At 72.9% G+C, this 16,870-nt stretch carries 9 protein-coding genes and 1 pseudogene; 3 read left to right on the forward strand and 7 right to left on the reverse strand.

What is annotated here, in order from left to right:
• Positions 1 to 17 precede the first annotated feature (17 nt).
• A complete protein-coding gene (locus tag ACFT41_RS18990; RefSeq protein ID WP_377588269.1) occupies positions 18 to 5,087 on the reverse strand; it encodes an NAD-glutamate dehydrogenase in 5,070 nt (1,689 codons plus the stop codon).
• A gap of 284 nt (positions 5,088 to 5,371) precedes the next feature.
• On the opposite strand from ACFT41_RS18990, the gene ACFT41_RS18995 reads away from it, so the two are divergent.
• Positions 5,372 to 7,339: a penicillin-binding transpeptidase domain-containing protein gene (locus ACFT41_RS18995; protein WP_377588268.1), complete on the forward strand. Its 1,968-nt coding sequence runs from the start codon at positions 5,372 to 5,374 to the stop codon at positions 7,337 to 7,339.
• 207 nt (positions 7,340 to 7,546) lie between these two features.
• On the opposite strand, the pseudogene ACFT41_RS19000 reads toward ACFT41_RS18995, so the two are convergent.
• The 6 genes and pseudogenes from ACFT41_RS19000 to ACFT41_RS19025 form a co-directional block, all read right to left on the reverse strand.
• Positions 7,547 to 8,821: pseudogene (locus tag ACFT41_RS19000) on the reverse strand (arginase family protein); the annotation flags it as partial.
• Positions 8,822 to 8,886: 65 nt separating this feature from the next.
• Positions 8,887 to 9,801, reverse strand: a complete 915-nt coding sequence (locus tag ACFT41_RS19005; protein ID WP_377588267.1) for a tetratricopeptide repeat protein — start codon at positions 9,799 to 9,801, stop codon at positions 8,887 to 8,889.
• A gap of 141 nt (positions 9,802 to 9,942) precedes the next feature.
• A complete protein-coding gene (locus tag ACFT41_RS19010) occupies positions 9,943 to 11,631 on the reverse strand; it encodes a methylmalonyl-CoA mutase (RefSeq protein ID WP_377588266.1) in 1,689 nt (562 codons plus the stop codon).
• Positions 11,632 to 11,726: 95 nt separating this feature from the next.
• Positions 11,727 to 12,140 (reverse strand): Asp23/Gls24 family envelope stress response protein, encoded by a 414-nt coding sequence (locus ACFT41_RS19015; RefSeq protein WP_377588265.1) that lies wholly within the window; start codon positions 12,138 to 12,140, stop codon positions 11,727 to 11,729.
• Positions 12,141 to 12,213: 73 nt separating this feature from the next.
• Entirely contained in the window at positions 12,214 to 13,149 is a 936-nt protein-coding gene (meaB, locus tag ACFT41_RS19020) for a methylmalonyl Co-A mutase-associated GTPase MeaB (protein WP_377588270.1), read from the reverse strand.
• 124 nt (positions 13,150 to 13,273) lie between these two features.
• Positions 13,274 to 14,470, reverse strand: a complete 1,197-nt coding sequence (locus tag ACFT41_RS19025) for an acetyl-CoA C-acetyltransferase (RefSeq protein ID WP_377588264.1) — start codon at positions 14,468 to 14,470, stop codon at positions 13,274 to 13,276.
• An 81-nt stretch (positions 14,471 to 14,551) separates the two neighbouring features.
• Between ACFT41_RS19025 and mce the strand changes: the two genes are divergently transcribed.
• Complete coding sequence (gene mce / locus ACFT41_RS19030) at positions 14,552 to 15,022, forward strand: methylmalonyl-CoA epimerase (RefSeq protein ID WP_377588263.1); 471 nt, start codon at positions 14,552 to 14,554, stop codon at positions 15,020 to 15,022.
• Between the two features lie 233 nt (positions 15,023 to 15,255).
• Positions 15,256 to 16,611, forward strand: a complete 1,356-nt coding sequence (gene ccrA, locus ACFT41_RS19035) for a crotonyl-CoA carboxylase/reductase (protein WP_377588262.1) — start codon at positions 15,256 to 15,258, stop codon at positions 16,609 to 16,611.
• The last annotated feature ends 259 nt before the right edge of the window (positions 16,612 to 16,870 follow it).

A 16,870-nucleotide genomic window follows, 5' to 3' on the forward strand; every position in this document is an offset into this window, starting at 1 on the left:
GGCACCCGCATACCGCGTCAGGCCGCCGAGGTGCGCACCAGCGTGCGGATCTGGCGCAGCAACACCGACAGCGCGGCGAGGTCCGCCCGCGACTCGTCGAACTCCCCCATCGCCCGCCGGGCCCGGTGGATCGACGTCGCGTTGGACTGTTCCCACTGCTGCACCCGCTCCAGCGGCGGCAACGAGTCCGGCGTGGAGCCGAGCACCTCCGCGGTGAGCGCGGCCAGCGCGGCGTACAGGTCGTAGCGCAGCGCCATCCGGGCCAGGGTCTGCCAGCGGTCCGCCCGGGGCAACAGGGAGATCTTCGACAGCAGCGAGTCGACCCGGAACCGGTCGGAGAGCACGAAGTAGACCGAAGCCACCTCGCCGACGTCCCGCCCGCTGGTCGCCGCCGTCTCCACCACGTCCAGCAGGCCGAAGCTGTACATCAGCCGGGTCGCCTGCTCGGCCAGCCCCCGCGGCAGCCCTCGCGAGGTCATCGCGTCGATGTAGGCGGCGATGCCCTCCCGCTCGCCGCCGTAGAAGAGGTGCTCCAGGCCGGGCAGCAGACGGGCCACCCCGTCGCGCAGCCGGGCGATCTCCGCCGGCACGTCCAGCGGCGAACGCCGGTTGGTCACCAGCCAGCGCACCGCCCGGTCGAGCAGCCGCCGGGTGTCCAGGTAGACCGCGGTCTGCAACTCCGGATCGACCCTGTTGTCGAGCGCCTCGACCGCGTCCCACAGCTCGCGCAGCCCGAACACCTCGCGGACCACCACGTACGCCCGGATCACGTCCGCCGCCGACGCCGCCGTCTCCTCGACCACCCGGAAGACGAACGTGATGCCGCCCCGGTTGATCGCCTCGTTCACCAGCACGGTCGTGACGATGTCGCGGCGCAGCCGGTGCTGACCCATCCGGTCGGCGAACCGATCGCGCATCGGCGTCGGGAAGTAGTTGACCAGGACGTCGGTCGCCCACTCCTCGTCCGCGAGCCCTTCGGCCAGGATCTCCCGCTCCAGCACGATCTTCACGTACGCGAGCAGCACCGCGAACTCCGGCGCGGTCAGCCCGGTCTCGGTGCGGGCCGCCAGCTCCTCGTCCGGCGGCAGCGCCTCCAGCGCCCGGTTCAGCGCGCCCGAGCGCTCCAACTCGTTGATCATCCGGCGGTGCACCGGGAGCAGCGAGGCGGCCTGGGCCTGCGAGTTGTTGATCGCGCGGGCCTGGTCGTAGTTGTCGCGCAGCACCAACTGGGCGACCTCGTCGGTCATCCCGGCCAGCAGCTCGTCGCGCTCCGGCACGGTCAGCTCCCCGTCGGCGACCGCCGTGTTGAGCAGGATCTTGATGTTCACCTCGTGGTCGGAGCAGTCCACCCCGGCCGCGTTGTCGATGAAGTCGGTGTAGATCCGCCCGCCCGCGAGGGCGTACTCGATCCGGCCGAGCTGGGTGCAGCCCAGGTTGCCGCCCTCGCCGACCACCCGGCAGCGCAGGCTCCGGCCGTCGACCCGGATCGCGTCGTTGGACTTGTCGCCCACCTCCGCGTTGGTCTGGCTGGCCGCCTTCACGTACGTGCCGATGCCCCCGTTGAAGAACAGGTCCACCGGGGCCGTCAGGATCGCCTTCATCAGCTCCTGCGGCGAGAGCTGGGTGACGTCGTCGTCCAGCCCGAGCACGGCGCGGACCTGCGGCGACACCGGCACCGACTTCGCGGCACGCGGGTACACCCCGCCCCCGTCGGAGATCAGCTTCTCGTCGTAGTCCTCCCAGGACGACCGGGGCAGGTCGAACAGCCGCCTCCGCTCGGCGTACGAGGTGGCGGCGTCCGGGTCCGGGTCGAGGAAGATGTGCCGGTGGTCGAACGCGGCCACCAACCGGACGTGCTCGCTGAGCAGCATCCCGTTGCCGAACACGTCGCCGGACATGTCGCCGACGCCCACCACCGTGAAGTCCTGGGTCTGGGTGTCGTGCCCCAGCTCCCGGAAGTGCCGCTTCACCGACTCCCAGGCACCCCGGGCGGTGATGCCCATCTTCTTGTGGTCGTACCCGGCCGAGCCGCCCGAGGCGAACGCGTCGCCCAGCCAGAACTGGTGCCCAGCCGAGATCTCGTTGGCGATGTCGGAGAACGTCGCCGTGCCCTTGTCCGCCGCCACCACCAGGTACGGGTCGTCCGGGTCGTGCCGGACCACGTCCTCCGGCGGCACGATCTCACCGGCGACGATGTTGTCGGTGACGTCGAGCATCGCGCCGACGAACTCCTGGTAGCAGGCGACCGCCTCGTCCCGGTCCCCCGGCTTCTGCTTGAGCACGAAGCCGCCCTTCGCGCCCACCGGCACGATCACGGCGTTCTTCACCATCTGCGCCTTGACCAGGCCGAGCACCTCCGTGCGGAAGTCCTCCCGCCGGTCGGACCAGCGCAGCCCGCCCCGGGCCACCGGCCCGTACCGCAGGTGCACGCCCTCGAAGCGGGGCGAGTAGACGAAGATCTCGAACCGCGGGCGCGGGGCCGGCAGGTCCGGAATGGCCTGCGGGTCCAGCTTGAACGCCACGTACGGCTTCGGCCGGCCGCCGACCGGCCTGGCGTAGAAGCTGGTGCGCAGGGTGGCCTGGATCAGCGTGAGGTAGGACCGCAGGATGCGGTCCTGGTCGAGGCTGGCCACGTCGTCCAGCGCCGCCTTGATCGCCGTTACCAGCTCGCCACCGCGCTCGCGGCGCTGCTCGACGCTCGCCTCGCCGGGGGCGAACCGCACCTCGAACAGCTCCACCAGCAGCGCGGCGATCCTCGGGTACGCGATGAAGGTCTGCTCCATGTAGTCCTGCGAGAAGACCGTGCCGGTCTGCCGCAGGTACTTCGCGTACGCCCGCAGCACCACCACCTGCCGCCAGGTGAGCCCGCCGCGCAGCACCAGCTCGTTGAAGCTGTCCACCTCGGCCTCGCCCCGCCACGCCGCCGCGAAGGCGTTCTCCACGTGCGGGCGCACCTCGGCCAGCTCCTGGTGGCCCTCGGGCAGGCGCAGCCCGAAGTCGTACAGCCAGATCCCCCCGTCGACGCGCTCCACCTCGTACGGGTGCTCGTCGACCACCTTCACGCCGAGCGAGTGCAGCACGGGCAGCACGGCGGAGAGCATCATCGGCTCGCCGTACCGGTAGACCTTGAACCGCACGTCCATCGTCTCGGCGACGTCGACGTCGACGTCGGCGTCCCGGCCGGCGCCGCCAGCGCGCGGGGCGAGCTGCTTGCGGAACAGGTGCATCTCCAGCTGGCCGGGCTCCTCCAGCAGCTCCAGCTTCGCCAGGTCCTTCATCGCCTCGTACGGCGTGTGCCCGTCCTTGTAGCCCTCCGGGAACGCGTCGGCGTACCGGCTGAACAGGTGCTTGGCCTGCTCGTCGCCGAGCTTGCGCTCCAGCACGAGGCGGTAGTCGTCGTCCCACAGCCGGGTCGCGTCGGCCAGCTCCTCGGCGAGCAGGTCCGCGTCGATGTCCCCCGGCGGGCGGGTCGGGTCCGTACGCACGATGAAGTGCACCCGGGCCAGCATCGACTCGGTGACCCGGGTGGTGTAGTCCACCCCGACGCCGTTCAGCTCGCGCAGCAGGATGTCCTGCATGCGCAGCCGGTTCTGGGTGGTGAACCGGTCCCGGGGCAGGTAGATCAGGCAGGAGATGAACCGCCCGTACGCGTCGCGGCGCAGGAACACCCGCAGCTGCCGGCGGCCCGCCATGCGCAGCACGCCGATCACCGCGTGGTACAGGTCCTCGGTCTTGATCTGGAACAGCTCGTCGCGCGGGTACGTCTCCAGGATCTGGAGCAGGTCCTTGCCGGAGTGGCTGCGCTGGCTCAGGCCCGAGCGGTCCAGCACCTCGGCCACCTTGCGGCGCACCACCGGCAGCTCCCGGACGCTGGTCCGGTACGCCGCCGTGGAGAACAGCCCGAGGAACCGCCGCTCGCCGACCACCTGGCCGGCGTCGTCGAAGACCTTGAAACCGATGTAGTCCAGGTACGCCGACCGGTGCACGGTGGCCCGGGAGTTCGCCTTCGTGATGATCAGCAGGCGCTTCTCCAGCACCTTCTCGTGCGCCTCGGTCGTCATCGACGACAACGCCCGCGCCTCCGGCGAGTCCGACCGCAGGATGCCCAGGCCCGTGCCGAGCACCGCCTCCAGCGCCGGCCCCTCGCCGCCGGGGGCGTCGACCAGCCGGTACTCCCGGTAACCGAGGAAGGTGAAGTGGTCGTGGGCCAGCCAGCGCAGCAGCTCCACCGAGTCCGTGATGTCCTTCTCGGGCACCGGCGGGCGGCTGTCGGAGGTGCGGACGGTGGCCAGCTCGTCAGCCAGGGTCAGGGCCCGCTGGCGCATCCTCGGCCAGTCCTCCACCGCCTCCCGCACGTCGGTGAGCACCCGCTGCAACTCGCGACGCAGCTTCTCCCGCTCGACGGCGTCGCGGACCGGATCGATCTCGATCCGCATCCAGCTCTCGACCAGGTCCCCGTCGATCGAGTCGTCGGGCTCCACGTCGGCGGCGACCTCGACGAGGCGGCCCAGCGGCTCGCGGCGGACCACCACCAGCGGGTGGACCAGCAGGTGCACGTCGAGGTGGTGGGCGTTGAGCAGGGCGGTCACCGAGTCGACCAGGAACGGCATGTCGTCGATGACGATCTCGATCACCGTGTGGTGCTGGTCGGCGTCCGGCTCGTGGATGCGCAGCTTCAGCTCGCCCGGCACCCGCTGCTGGGCGAGGTCCCGGTGCGCGCGGGCCGCGTCGAGCATCTCCTCGGCGGTGAACCCGATCAGCTCCTCGTCCGGGGCGAACCGCCAGAAGCGGCTGACCAGTGTCGCCGCGTCGTGGTCGTCCCCGGCGAGCGCGACAGCCTGGGCGACCAGGCGCTCGGCGTTCGGGACCGGCTCGTCGAGCTCGGCATCCTCGACGTCGTCGGCCAGCGCCTCCGCGGGCAGCCCGAGGTCGTAGAGGGTGTCGATGCTCGAACCGGTCATCCCGGTCACGCCTGTGTCGAGCCGGCCGAAGCCGTCCCCGTCGGTTGCCGAATCGAAACTGTCGTCCCGGCCGGTGTCATCCTGCCGGAGGTCGGGTCCCGGTTTGATCGCCGGACGCCGGTCCATCGGTGCCACTCCCCTCGACCCACCGCGTTGTGGGTCACTCTGCCGCTCAGCCTAGGCCCTGCCGAATCGTGCCCTCGGTCGGACCTGTCGGCGGAACGAGCGGTTCGGCACTCCGTCCTTTCACCGTGCAGAATCCTGGTAGCCGCCGGGGAATACCCCGGCGAGCAATGTTCATCACCTCCCCGGGGCACGTCTTCCCGCACGTGGCGGGCTCGGCGGGACAGTGCGCGGGGCGGCACCGTACTACCGTGACGGGCAGTCGGAAATCCGGAGGGACCGCCCGCATGCACCTGACGTACCCGACCCGCCGCGCCCGCGTCCGCGCCCGACGACCGCTCGCGGCGCTCGCGGCCACCGTGCTGGCCGTCGGCGCGCTGGTCGGCTGCTCGTCCGACGACGGACCGGAGTCGACCGTCGACGCCTTCCTGTCCGGTTGGGGCAAGGGTGACCTGCAGGCCGTCGGCTTCGTCACCCCGGCCGGGCTGAAGGTCCCCGCCGCCGACGTGACGCGTCAGCTCCGCGAACTCTCCGGCGAACTGGCCGACACCCCGCCGACCCTCCGTCGCGTCGGCGACCCGAGGGTCGACGCGAACGTCGCGACCGCCGGGGTCCGGGTGGCGTGGGCCCTGCCGGGCGGCACCCGCTGGGAGTACGACCGGCAGGTGCGGCTCACCACAGGCGACGACGGGAAGTGGCGGGTGATCTGGGAGCCGCAGGTGGTGCACGAGCAGCTCACCGACGGCGACCGGCTCGCGCTGCGCCGCGACGCCGCGCCCCGGGCCGGGGTGCTCGACGGCGCGGGCGAGCCGATCGTGACGCCCCGACCCGTGGTTCGCGTCGGGCTGCAACCGAGCGAGGTCGCCGACGTGCAGGCCGTGTCGCGGCAGCTCGACGCCGCGTTCCGGGCGATCCGGCCGGCCATCACCCCGCCGGTCGACCTCTCCGACCTGCCCGAGCGCCTCGCCGACGCCGACCCGGGCGCGTTCGTCGAGGTGGTGACGCTGCGCGACGAGGCGTACCGGCAGATCCGGTCCCGCGTCTACGACCTGCCCGGCACGAAGTTCCGGGCCGAGAAGCTCGACCTGGCCCCGACCCGGGAGTTCGCCCGGGCGCTGCTCGGCTCGGTCGACCAGGCCCAGGCCGACGACCTGGCCGCCCACCCCGACCGCTACCGGCAGGGCGACCTCGTCGGCCACGGCGGTCTCCAGGGCCGGCACGACGAACGGCTGCGCGGCACGCCGGGGCTCACCGTGATCAGCGAGCGGGCGGGGCCGGACGGCACCGTCGCGCCGACCGGCACGGAGCTGTTCCGGCAGGAGCCGACGCCCGGTCAGGCGGTGCGGACCACCCTCGACGTGGCCACCCAGAACGCCGCCGACGCCGCCCTACGCGGCGAGAAGCGACGCTCCGCCCTGGTGGCGGTGCGGGTCGGCGACGGCGCGGTGCTGGCCGCCGCGAACGGCCCGGGCGCCCCCGGCGAGAACCTCGCGTTCACCGCCCAGGTGCCGCCCGGCTCAACGTTCAAGATGGTCAGCGCCCTCGGCCTGCTGGACCGGGGCGCGGTCACCCTGGACGGCCCGGTCGCCTGCCCGAAGACGTTCACCGTGGACGGCCGGTCGTTCAAGAACTCCGACAGCTTCGCCCTCGGCACGGTGCCGTTCCGCACCGACTTCGCGAAGTCCTGCAACACGGCCTTCGCCGCGCTCGCCCCGAAGCTCGGCCCCGACGGCCTCGCCCAGACCGGCCGGGCCCTCGGCCTGGAGGCCGAGTGGGATCTCGGCCTGGACGCGTTCACCGGCAAGGTCTCCGCCAACGGCTCCCCGGCCGAGCAGGCCGCCGCCGCGTTCGGTCAGGGCACCACCGTGGTCAGCCCGCTGGCCATGGCCGCCGCCACCGCCGCCATCGCCCGGGGCCGCTGGGAGCAGCCGAAGCTGGTCGTCGACCCGGCCCCGGCCCAGGCCGCGCCCGCCGGGCCGCAGCTCAAGCCGGAGTCGGTCGAGCCGCTGCGCACGATGATGCGCGAGGTGGTCACCGCCGGCACCGCCACCACCCTGAAGGATGCCCCCGGCGGGCCGGTGTACGGCAAGACCGGCACCGCCGAATACGACGACGACCCCGCGCACACCCACGCCTGGTTCGTCGGCTGGCAGGGCGACGTGGCGTTCGCGGTTTTCGTGGAGCGGGGCGGGTCGAGCGGGTCGAGCGCGGTCCCGATCGCCGAGCGCTTCCTGCGCGCCCTGGCCGCCTCCTGACGGCCGCCCAGGCCCAGGCCGGGGCCGGGTTGTCGTGTCGGCGCATGGGGGCATCCCGCTGCCCGGATACCGCTGTGTCGCCGACATGACGGCGGCTCGCACCGGCTCGCGGCGGGCCGGTGGCCCCAGCGGCCGGAGGGCCCTCGGTCAGGCGATGCCGGCCGCCGGCCGGGGCGGGCCGTCCTCGGAGGCCGGCGGGGCGTCGCCCGGAGCCGCCCCGGTGACCCGGCGCAGCAGGCCCGGCCCGGCCGAGGCGGGCGGCCCGACGGGCTCCAGCAGCTGGGCGGTCCCGGCGGGGCTCGGCGGGGAGCCAGCCACGAGACCGGCATCGCCCGGCGGGGAGCCAGCCACGAGACCGGCATCGCCCACCGGCCCGGCCGGTGCCCCCGGCCCGTCCACGGTCTCGTCCGCCCCAGCTGGGTCCGTCGGTGCACCAGCGGCGACCAGCGGACCAGCCGCAGCGCCGCTCGGGCCGGCCGAACGGGTGGGCATGCGTCGGGGCTTCGGAGCGGCCGGAGGCAGGCTGGGCGCCGGGGGCGCCGGGAGCAGGCGGGGCGGCACCGCGCTCGGGGCGGTCACCGGGGCCAGCCCGGCCACCACCGTGTTGACGATCTCGGCGGCGTACGCGCCGTCGGCGTCGTAGTCAGGGTCGAAGACGGTCAGCTCCATGCCGAGGCAGTGCGGGGTGTCGACCAGGCCGGCGAGCAGGATCTCCAGCTCGGCGAAGGCGATGCCGCCCGCATCCGGGGCGTCGACCGCCGGCATCACCGCCGGGTCGAGCACGTCCACGTCGACGTGCACCCAGTAGCCCGCGCAGTCGGCCAACTCCTCGTGGGCCCACTGGGCGGTGCGGGCCGCGCCCTCGGCGCGCAGCGCCGGCACCGGCCGGGTGGTGATCCCGGCGGCCTGGAGGTCGAGGCGGTACTCGTCCTGGGCCCGGATGCCGAGGACCACCACGTCGATGTCGCGGAAGTAGGGCCGCCGCCCCTCGATCGCGGCCAGGTCGGCCTGCCCCCGGCCGGTGACCAGCGCCAGGTCCTCCCCCGCCGCCGCGCCGACGTACGAGGCGTTGCCGGGGTGCCGGAAGTCGGAGTGGCCGTCGACGAAGACCAGCCCGATCCGCCCGCCGACCGCCTCGCCGAGGCGGTGCATGGCCAGCGCCGAGCCGAGCAGGATCGAGCAGTCCCCACCCAGGACGAGGGGGAACTCCCCCCGGTCGATGATCGCCCCGATCCGGTCGGCCAGCGCCGCCGAGTACGCGGCGATCTCCGGGGCGTGGCAGACGCCGTCGCCGGGGCGCCAGTCGCCCGGGTCGTACCGGGGCGGGGTGAGACAGCCGGCGTCGCGCGCCCGCAGCCGGGCGAGCAGGCCCTGGTCGCGCAGCGCTCCCGGGGCCTTGGCGCAGCCGGGGACGGCGGTGGGGGTGGGCGGGCGCAGCCCGAGGTTGGACGGCGCGTCGAGGACGGCGATCCGGCGCATCATGGGCTCCCGTCCTCGTGGGTGGGGCGGGCCGGCGAACGCCGGCCCGCGCTGGCGTACGGCGAAACTCAGAACAGTGCGCTGGCCAGGGCCCGGCGGGCGGAGGCGACGGCGGGGTCGTCCTGGCCTGCGACGGTGAACAGGCCGACCAGGTGCTGGCGTACTTTCTCCCGGTCGTCACCGGCGGTGCGGCGGACCAGGCCGACCAGGCGCGCGTACGCCTGCTCGGCCATGCCGCTGAGCACCTCGACGTCGGCGGCGAGCAGCTGGGCGGAGACGTCGTCGGGGTTGGCCTGGGCGGCGGCGAGAGCCGCGCCGGGGTCGGCGCCGGCGACCCGGCGGGCCAGCCCGACCTGGGCCAGGCCGGCTTCGGCTGCGGCGTCCGCCGGCGACTCGGCGAGGATCTTCTTGTACGCCTGCTCGGCGGCGTCCAGGTCGCCGCTCATCAGGGCGTCGTCGGCCTCGTCGAGGCGGGGGTCCTCCGGCTCGGCGACGCTGACGCCACCGGCCTTGAGCACCGCGCCGATCCACTGCCGAAGCTGAGCCTCGGGGACCACCCCGGAGAACGCGTCGACGGGGCGGCCACCGACCACGGCGTAGACGGTGGGGATCCCCTGCACCTGGAACATCTGAGCGATCCGGGGGTTGTCCTGGACGTCGATGCGGGCCAGCGCCCACGCGCCGCCACCCTCGGCCGCCAGCCGCTCCAGCACGGGGGCGAACTCGTCGCTCTCCGGGTAGCCGGCCGCGCCGAAGAAGACCACGACGGGCATGGTGGTGGACCGTTCGAGCACCTCGGCCTGGAGGTTGGCCTCTGTCACGTCGATCACGGAACCGCCGCCGGCAGCGGCCGGCAGACCGGAGGACGGACCGGCCTGGGCCGGTGTGCTGGGACGGGTGGAGGCCGGTGCGGTGCTGCGCAGTGCGCTGAGGTCGACCGCGCCGCGGGTGAAGATCGACGAGGTGATCCGTGGGTCGCTCATGGTTATCTAGTCTCGCACGTGTCCCGCCGAACTCAGATCAACCGCGACGGCGACAGTTGCGACTCTCACCCCTGCTCCTGCCTGCAAGGAAGGGCCCCTTCCTAACGCTTTCCGTATAGGAAGGGGCCCTTCCTGACACCCTCAGAAGCGGGCGGGTTCGCGGTAGGTGCCCCATTCGGCGCGCAGGGCGTCGCAGATCTCGCCGAGGGTGGCCTCGGCGCGGACGGCGTCGAGCATGGCCGGGATCATGTTCTCGCCGGTGCGGCCCACCTCGACCATCCGGGTCACCGCCGTGCGCGCCGCCGCCTCGTCGCGGGCCGCCTTGCGCTCGGCGAGCACCCGGCGCTGCTCCACCTCGACCTCGTGCGAGATGCGCAGGATCTCCAGGTCCTTGGCGATGGTGCCGGTGTGGCAGTTGACGCCGACGATCCGCTTGTCGCCCTTCTCCAGGGCCTGCTGGTAGACGAAGGCCGACTCGGCGATGTGCCCGGTGAACCAGCCGTCCTCGATGCCGCGCAGGATGCCGGAGGTCATCGGGCCGATCTGGTGCGGGCCCTCGCCGCCGAGCTGCCGGATCCGGGCGAAGATCGCCTCCGCCTCCGCCTCGATCTTGTCGGTCAACGCCTCGACGTACCAGGAGCCGCCGAGCGGGTCGGCCACGTTCACCACCCCGGTCTCCTCCATCAGCACCTGCTGGGTACGCAGGGCGATCTCGGCCGATTCGTCGGTGGGCAGGGCGAGGGTCTCGTCGAGGGCGTTGGTGTGCAGCGAGTTCGTCCCGCCGAGCACGGCGGCGAGCGCCTCGACGGCGGTGCGTACGACGTTGTTCACCGGCTGCTGGGCGGTCAGCGACACCCCGGCGGTCTGGGTGTGGAACCGCAGCCACAGGGCCTTCTCGCTGGTCGCCCCGTAGACGTCGCGCAGCCAGCGGGCCCAGATCCGGCGGGCGGCCCGGAACTTGGCGATCTCCTCGAAGAAGTCCACGTGCGAGTCGAAGAAAAAGCTCAACCCGGGGGCGAAGACGTTGACGTCCAACCCGCGCGACAGCCCCAGCTCGACGTAGCCGAACCCGTCGGCCAGCGTGTATGCCAACTCCTGCGCGGCGGTCGACCCGGCCTCGCGGATGTGGTAGCCGGAGACCGACAGCGGCTTGTAGCGCGGGATCTCGCGCGCGCAGTATTCCATCAGGTCGCCGATGAGGCGCAGGTGCGGCTCGGGGTCGAACAGCCACTCCTTCTGCGCGATGTACTCCTTGAAGATGTCCGTCTGGAGCGTGCCGTCCAGGGTGGACAGGTCGGCGCCCTGCCGCTCGGCGGCGACGAGATACATGCAGAACACCGGCACGGCCGGGCCGGAGATGGTCATGGAGGTGGTGACGCCGGCCAGGTCGATGCCGTCGAAGAGCACCTCCATGTCGGCGGCCGAGTCGACGGCCACCCCGCAGTGCCCGACCTCGCCGAGGGCCTGCGGGTCGTCGGAGTCGCGGCCCATCAGCGTCGGCATGTCGAACGCCACGGAGAGCCCGCCGCCGCCCGCGCCGAGGATCATCTTGTAGCGCTCGTTGGTCTGCCGGGCGCTGCCGAAGCCGGCGAACTGCCGGATCGTCCAGGTCCGCCCCCGGTAGCCGGTCGGATACAACCCCCGGGTGTACGGGAACTCGCCCGGCCAGCCGATCCGCTCGAAGCCGGGGTACGCGCCGCCCTCGGGCGGCCCGTAGACCGGTTCCACGGGCGTCCCGGAGAGCGTGGTGAAGTCGGCGTTCCGTTTCCGCGCGGCGTCGTAGCGGGCCTGCCAGCGTGCCCGTCCGGCGGCGATCTCGTCGGCGTCCATGCGCAGGGCTCCTCCTCGAGTCCTCGTCCGAAGACCGAGTGTAGAACCTGAGCCTGAACGATCGCTAAGGAAGTTCATACCGACGGGTAACCGGGTCAGGCCGGCGGCGTCGCGGGATCGCCGAGCGCCACGTCGTCCACCCGGATGTTGATCTCGTCGACCCGCAGCCCGTACGCCTCGACGGCCCGGGTCACCGCCGCCCGGACCTCGTCGGTGACCTGCGGCACCGGCAGGCCGGCCTCGATCACGATGACCAGGTTGACCACGGCCGCCCCGTTCGTGACGTGCGCCGAGCACCCGCGCCGGGCATCGCCGACCTGGTCCAGGCCGACCCTGTCGAGTACGGCGTTGAAGAACCGGGCCACGTCGCCGCCCAGCTCGGCCACCCCGGGGACGGACTTCGCGGCGGCCACCGCGATCTTCTCCACCACCTCGTCCGAGACGTGGGTGGTCCCGCCCGCCACCGCGTCCGGTGTCACCGACAGCTCCTGCGTCGCCTCGTCAGCCATGCTCTCCCCCAGTACGCTCGCACCGCCCCACGGTGCCGTGGAGCGGTGCGAGCGTACTAGGTGGACGGCGCGCTCAGGAGCCGATCTGCGCCAGCAGCTCGTCGGCGGCGGCGTACGGGTCGAGCGACCCCTCGGCCACCTTCGCGGCGAGCGCCGGCAGCTCCGTACCGTCGTGAAGCGAGCCGATGCGGGCCCGCAGCGCGCCCAGCGTGATCGCCTCGATCTCGGCGGCGGCCCGTGCCTGCCGGCGGCGGCGCAGCTCGTCGTGCTTGACCAACCAGTCGCGGTGCTTGTCGATCGCGGCGGCGATGTCGTCGATCCCCTCGCCCCGCGCGGCGACCGACCGGACCACCTGGGGTCGCCACTCACCGGGCCCCCGCTCGCCCAGGGCGATCATGCCCTGGATGTCGCGGACGGTGGCGTCGGCGCCGTCGCGGTCGGCCTTGTTCACCACGAAGACGTCGGCGATCTCCAGGATGCCGGCCTTGACCGCCTGGATCGCGTCGCCCATGCCCGGGGCGAGCAGCACCAGCGTGGTGTCGGCCAGCGAGGCGACCTCCACCTCGGCCTGCCCGACGCCGACGGTCTCCACCAGCACCACGTCGCAGCCGGCGCCCTCCAGCACCCGCACCGCCTGCGGCGTCGCCGCCGACAGGCCGCCGAGGTGGCCCCGGCTGGACATCGACCGGATGTAGACGCCCGGATCGGTGGCGTGGTCCTGCATCCGGACCCGGTCGCCGAGGATCGCCCCGCCGGTGAACGGGCTGGACGGGTCGACGGCCAGCACCCCGACCCGGTGCCCGCGCGAGCGCAGCGCCCGGACCAGCTCGTTGGTGGTGGTCGACTTGCCCACCCCGGGGGAGCCGGTCAGCCCGACCACCTGGGCCTGCCCCGCGTACGGTGCGAGGGCCGCAGCGACCTGCGGCAGCACCTCGTCGCCGGACTCGACCAGGGTGATCAGCCGGGCCACGGCGCGCGGGTCACCGGCGCGGGCCCGCTCCACGAGCATCGGCACGTCCCGGCTGCGGCGCACCGACGGCACGCCGACGGCCGGCACCTGCTCGACGGCTCCGCTCACCGTGCCATCTTCGTTCGCGACTGCGGGGCTCGCACACCCCGCTCACTCCTCACGCTCACTGCTGCTCGGCGGGGTTGGGGACGTGGATGATCAGGGCGTCGCCCTGGCCGCCGCCGCCGCAGAGCGCCGCCGCGCCGGTGCCGCCGCCGCGCCGCTTGAGCTCCATAGCGAGGGTGAGCACCAGCCGGGCCCCGGACATGCCGATCGGGTGGCCGAGCGCGATCGCGCCGCCGTTGACGTTCACCCTGTCGTCGCCGATGCCCAGGTCCCGCATGGACTGGATGCCGACCGCGGCGAACGCCTCGTTGATCTCGATGAGGTCGAGGTCCGCCACGCTCAGACCGCCCTTGCGCAGGGCGTGGTTGATCGCGTTGGAGGGCTGCGAGTGCAGCGAGTTGTCCGGGCCCGCCACGTTGCCGTGCGCGCCGATCTCGGCCAGCCAGGTCAGCCCCAGCTCCTTGGCCTTGGCCTTGCTCATCACGACGACGGCCGCGGCCCCGTCGGAGATCGGCGAGGCGCTGCCGGCGGTGATCGTGCCATCCGAGGTGAACGCGGGGCGCAGCCGGCCCAGCGACTCGACGGTGGTGTCCGGGCGGATGCCCTCGTCCTCGCTGACCACCACCGGGTCGCCCTTGCGCTGCGGGATGACCACCGGGGTGATCTCGTCGGCGAAGTGCCCGTTCTTCTGCGCGGCGGCGGCCCGCTGGTGACTGGCGGCCGAGAAGGCGTCCTGCTCGGTGCGGGTGATGCCGTGCCGCGCGCCGAGCCGCTCGGTGGACTCGCCCATCGAGCAGCAGTCCCAGGCGTCGCTCAGCCCGTCGTGGGCCATGTGGTCCTTGACCGTCACGTCGCCGTACTTGTAGCCGACGCGCTGACCGAGCAGCAGGTGCGGGGCGTTGGTCATCGACTCCATGCCGCCGGCCACCACGACGTCGAACTCGCCGGCCCGGATCAGCTGGTCGGCCAGGGCGATCGCGTCCAGGCCGGAGAGGCAGACCTTGTTGATCGTCAGCGCCGGCACGGACATCGGGATGCCCGCCTCGACGGCGGCCTGCCGGGCCGGGATCTGCCCGGTGCCGGCCTGCAGCACCTGGCCCATGATGACGTACTGCACCTGCTCGGGGGCCACCCCGGCGCGCTCCAGCGCGGCCTTGATCGCCACGCCGCCGAGCTTGGTGGCGGGGAGGTCCTTGAGGTTGCCGAGCAGGCGCCCCATCGGGGTCCGCGCGCCGCTGACGATCACCGAAGCCATGTGCCTGCCTCCGAGGGGGGATGCCGAGCTGTAAACCTTAACGATTGTTCGGTTCTACGGGTGTTCGGTCAGACTAACGCCATGGCTGAGAACTCCCCCGTCGAGCCCGCTGCCGACTTCGTCACAGACATCGGCCTGCGCCGCATCGACCACGTCGGGATCGCCGTCGCCGACCTCGACGCCGCGATCGACTTCTATCAGCGCACCTTCGGGATGCGTTGCGTGCACACCGAGACCAACACCGAGCAGGGCGTCCGCGAGGCGATGCTGGCGGTCGGGCCGACCACCGAGGGCGGCTGCGTGCAACTGCTCGCCCCGCTCACCCCGGAGTCGACCATCGCCAAGTTCCTCGACCGCAACGGGCCCGGCGTGCAGCAGGTGGCGTACACGGTGGCCGACGTCGACGCGGCGTGCACGGCACTGCGCGAGCGCGGCCTGCGACTCCTCTACGAGACCCCCCGCCGGGGCACCGCGGACTCCCGGATCAACTTCGTCCACCCGAAGGACGCGGGCGGCGTCCTCGTCGAACTGGTCGAGCCTGCGCACCGGTGAGAAAGGAGGGGCACCTGTTAACCACCCCGCGCGTCGGCCGATGCGGTTTCTCACAGAGCCCTTTCCGCCTTAGCTACCGTTCAGTAACGTCCGCCCGGCAGGGACGCGACCGGTCGGATGCCGACATGGCGGCCGGAACGCGCCGGTGCCGACGATGGCAGCACCCAGGCCGCGACAGCCGCCGGGCGAACCGCCGGCGGCCCGGCGCGGGTGCGGACGAACGGGAGGTCACCGTGCAGGACATCCTCGAAGCGATCATGGCGGCGGAGGGCTCCGACCGACCCGAGCGGCGGCTCGCCGGCCTCGCCGGGCTGCCCGTACCCGAGAGCTACCAGGGCGTGGTGGTGCGGGCCGACGAGACCCGGATGTTCGAGGGCCTGGCCACTCGGGACAAGGACCCGCGCAGGTCGCTGCACGTCCAGGAGGTGCCGACCCCCGAACTCGGGCCCGGCGAGGCGCTGATCGCGGTCATGGCCAGCGCGATCAACTACAACACCGTCTGGACCAGCATCTTCGAGCCGGTCCCCACGTTCACGTTCCTCCGGCGGTACGGCCGACTCTCCGCGCTCACCGCCCGGCACGACCTGCCGTACCACGTGGTGGGGTCGGACGCGGCCGGCGTGGTGCTGCGCACCGGCCCGGGGGTGACGAAGTGGCGGGCCGGCGACGAGGTGGTGGCGCACTGCCTGTCGGTCGAGTTGGAGGACGCGGCCGGCCACGACGACACCATGCTCGACCCGCAGCAGCGGATCTGGGGCTTCGAGACCAACTTCGGCGGGCTCGCCGAGCTGGCCGTGGTCAAGGCCAACCAGCTGATGCCCAAGCCCCGCCACCTGGCCTGGGAGGAGGCAGCCAGCCCCGGGCTGGTCAACTCCACCGCGTACCGACAGCTCGTGTCGCACCACGGGGCGAACATGAAGCAGGGTGACGTGGTGCTGATCTGGGGCGCGTCGGGCGGCCTCGGCGGGTACGCCACCCAGCTGGCGCTCAACGGCGGCGCGATCCCGGTCTGCGTGGTCTCCTCCCCCGACAAGGCCGAGCTGTGCCGCCGGATGGGCGCCGAGCTGGTCATCGACCGGGCCGCCGAGGGGTTCCGGTTCTGGTCCGACGAGCACACCCAGGACCCGGACGAGTGGCGGCGGTTCGGCGAGCGCATCCGGGAGCTGACCGGCGGCGAGGACCCGGACATCGTCTTCGAGCACCCCGGCCGGGAGACGTTCGGCGCGAGCGTCTACGTCACCCGGCGCGGCGGCACCATCGTCACCTGCGCCTCGACCAGCGGCTACCAGCACCAGTACGACAACCGCTACCTGTGGATGCACCTGAAGCGGATCGTCGGCAGCCACTTCGCCAACTACCGGGAGGCGTGGCAGGCCAACCGCCTCGTGGCGCTCGGCCGGATCCACCCGACGGTGTCGCGGACGTACCCGCTGGAGCAGACCGGCCAGGCCGCGTACGAGGTGCACCGCAACCTGCACCAGGGCAAGGTCGGGGTGCGCTGCCTCGCCCCGACCGACGGCCTCGGCGTCCGGGACCCGCAGCTGCGCGCCCGACACGCCGACGCCATCAACCGGTTCCGCGGCCGCTGACCGCCCCGGGCCGCCGACGAGCCGTCCGGGGGAGGCCCGACCGGGCATCGCGGTGGTCGCGCATTGCCTTTCGACGACAGCCGCCGGTCCCTTTCGCGCGATGCCGGTACGGGTCGACAAGGAAACCGGTACGGGTCGACAAGGGGCCGCGGGTCGCCCCCGTGACCCTTTTCCGCGCGCCCGACCACCCGTCCTCCCGCGCGCCCGGCGACCCGTCTCCCGCGCGCCGGAGCACCCGCCGGGCGGGCCGCCGGACCCG

The organism is Micromonospora sp. NPDC057141 (assembly GCF_042670805.1).
In the GTDB taxonomy this organism is placed as follows: domain Bacteria; phylum Actinomycetota; class Actinomycetes; order Mycobacteriales; family Micromonosporaceae; genus Micromonospora.

Excerpts from the sequence above, each read along its gene's own strand:
- mce (WP_377588263.1), top strand. The coding sequence starts at position 14,552 with ATGGCTGAGAACTCCCCCGTCGAGCCCGCTGCCGACTTCGTCACAGAC.
- ACFT41_RS19015 (WP_377588265.1), bottom strand. The coding sequence starts at position 12,140 with ATGGCTGACGAGGCGACGCAGGAGCTGTCGGTGACACCGGACGCGGTG.
- meaB (WP_377588270.1), bottom strand. The coding sequence starts at position 13,149 with ATGCTCGTGGAGCGGGCCCGCGCCGGTGACCCGCGCGCCGTGGCCCGG.
- ACFT41_RS18995 (WP_377588268.1), top strand. The coding sequence starts at position 5,372 with ATGCACCTGACGTACCCGACCCGCCGCGCCCGCGTCCGCGCCCGACGA.
- ACFT41_RS19010 (WP_377588266.1), bottom strand. The coding sequence starts at position 11,631 with ATGGACGCCGACGAGATCGCCGCCGGACGGGCACGCTGGCAGGCCCGC.
- ACFT41_RS18990 (WP_377588269.1), bottom strand. The coding sequence starts at position 5,087 with ATGGACCGGCGTCCGGCGATCAAACCGGGACCCGACCTCCGGCAGGAT.
- ACFT41_RS19005 (WP_377588267.1), bottom strand. The coding sequence starts at position 9,801 with ATGAGCGACCCACGGATCACCTCGTCGATCTTCACCCGCGGCGCGGTC.
- ACFT41_RS19025 (WP_377588264.1), bottom strand. The coding sequence starts at position 14,470 with ATGGCTTCGGTGATCGTCAGCGGCGCGCGGACCCCGATGGGGCGCCTG.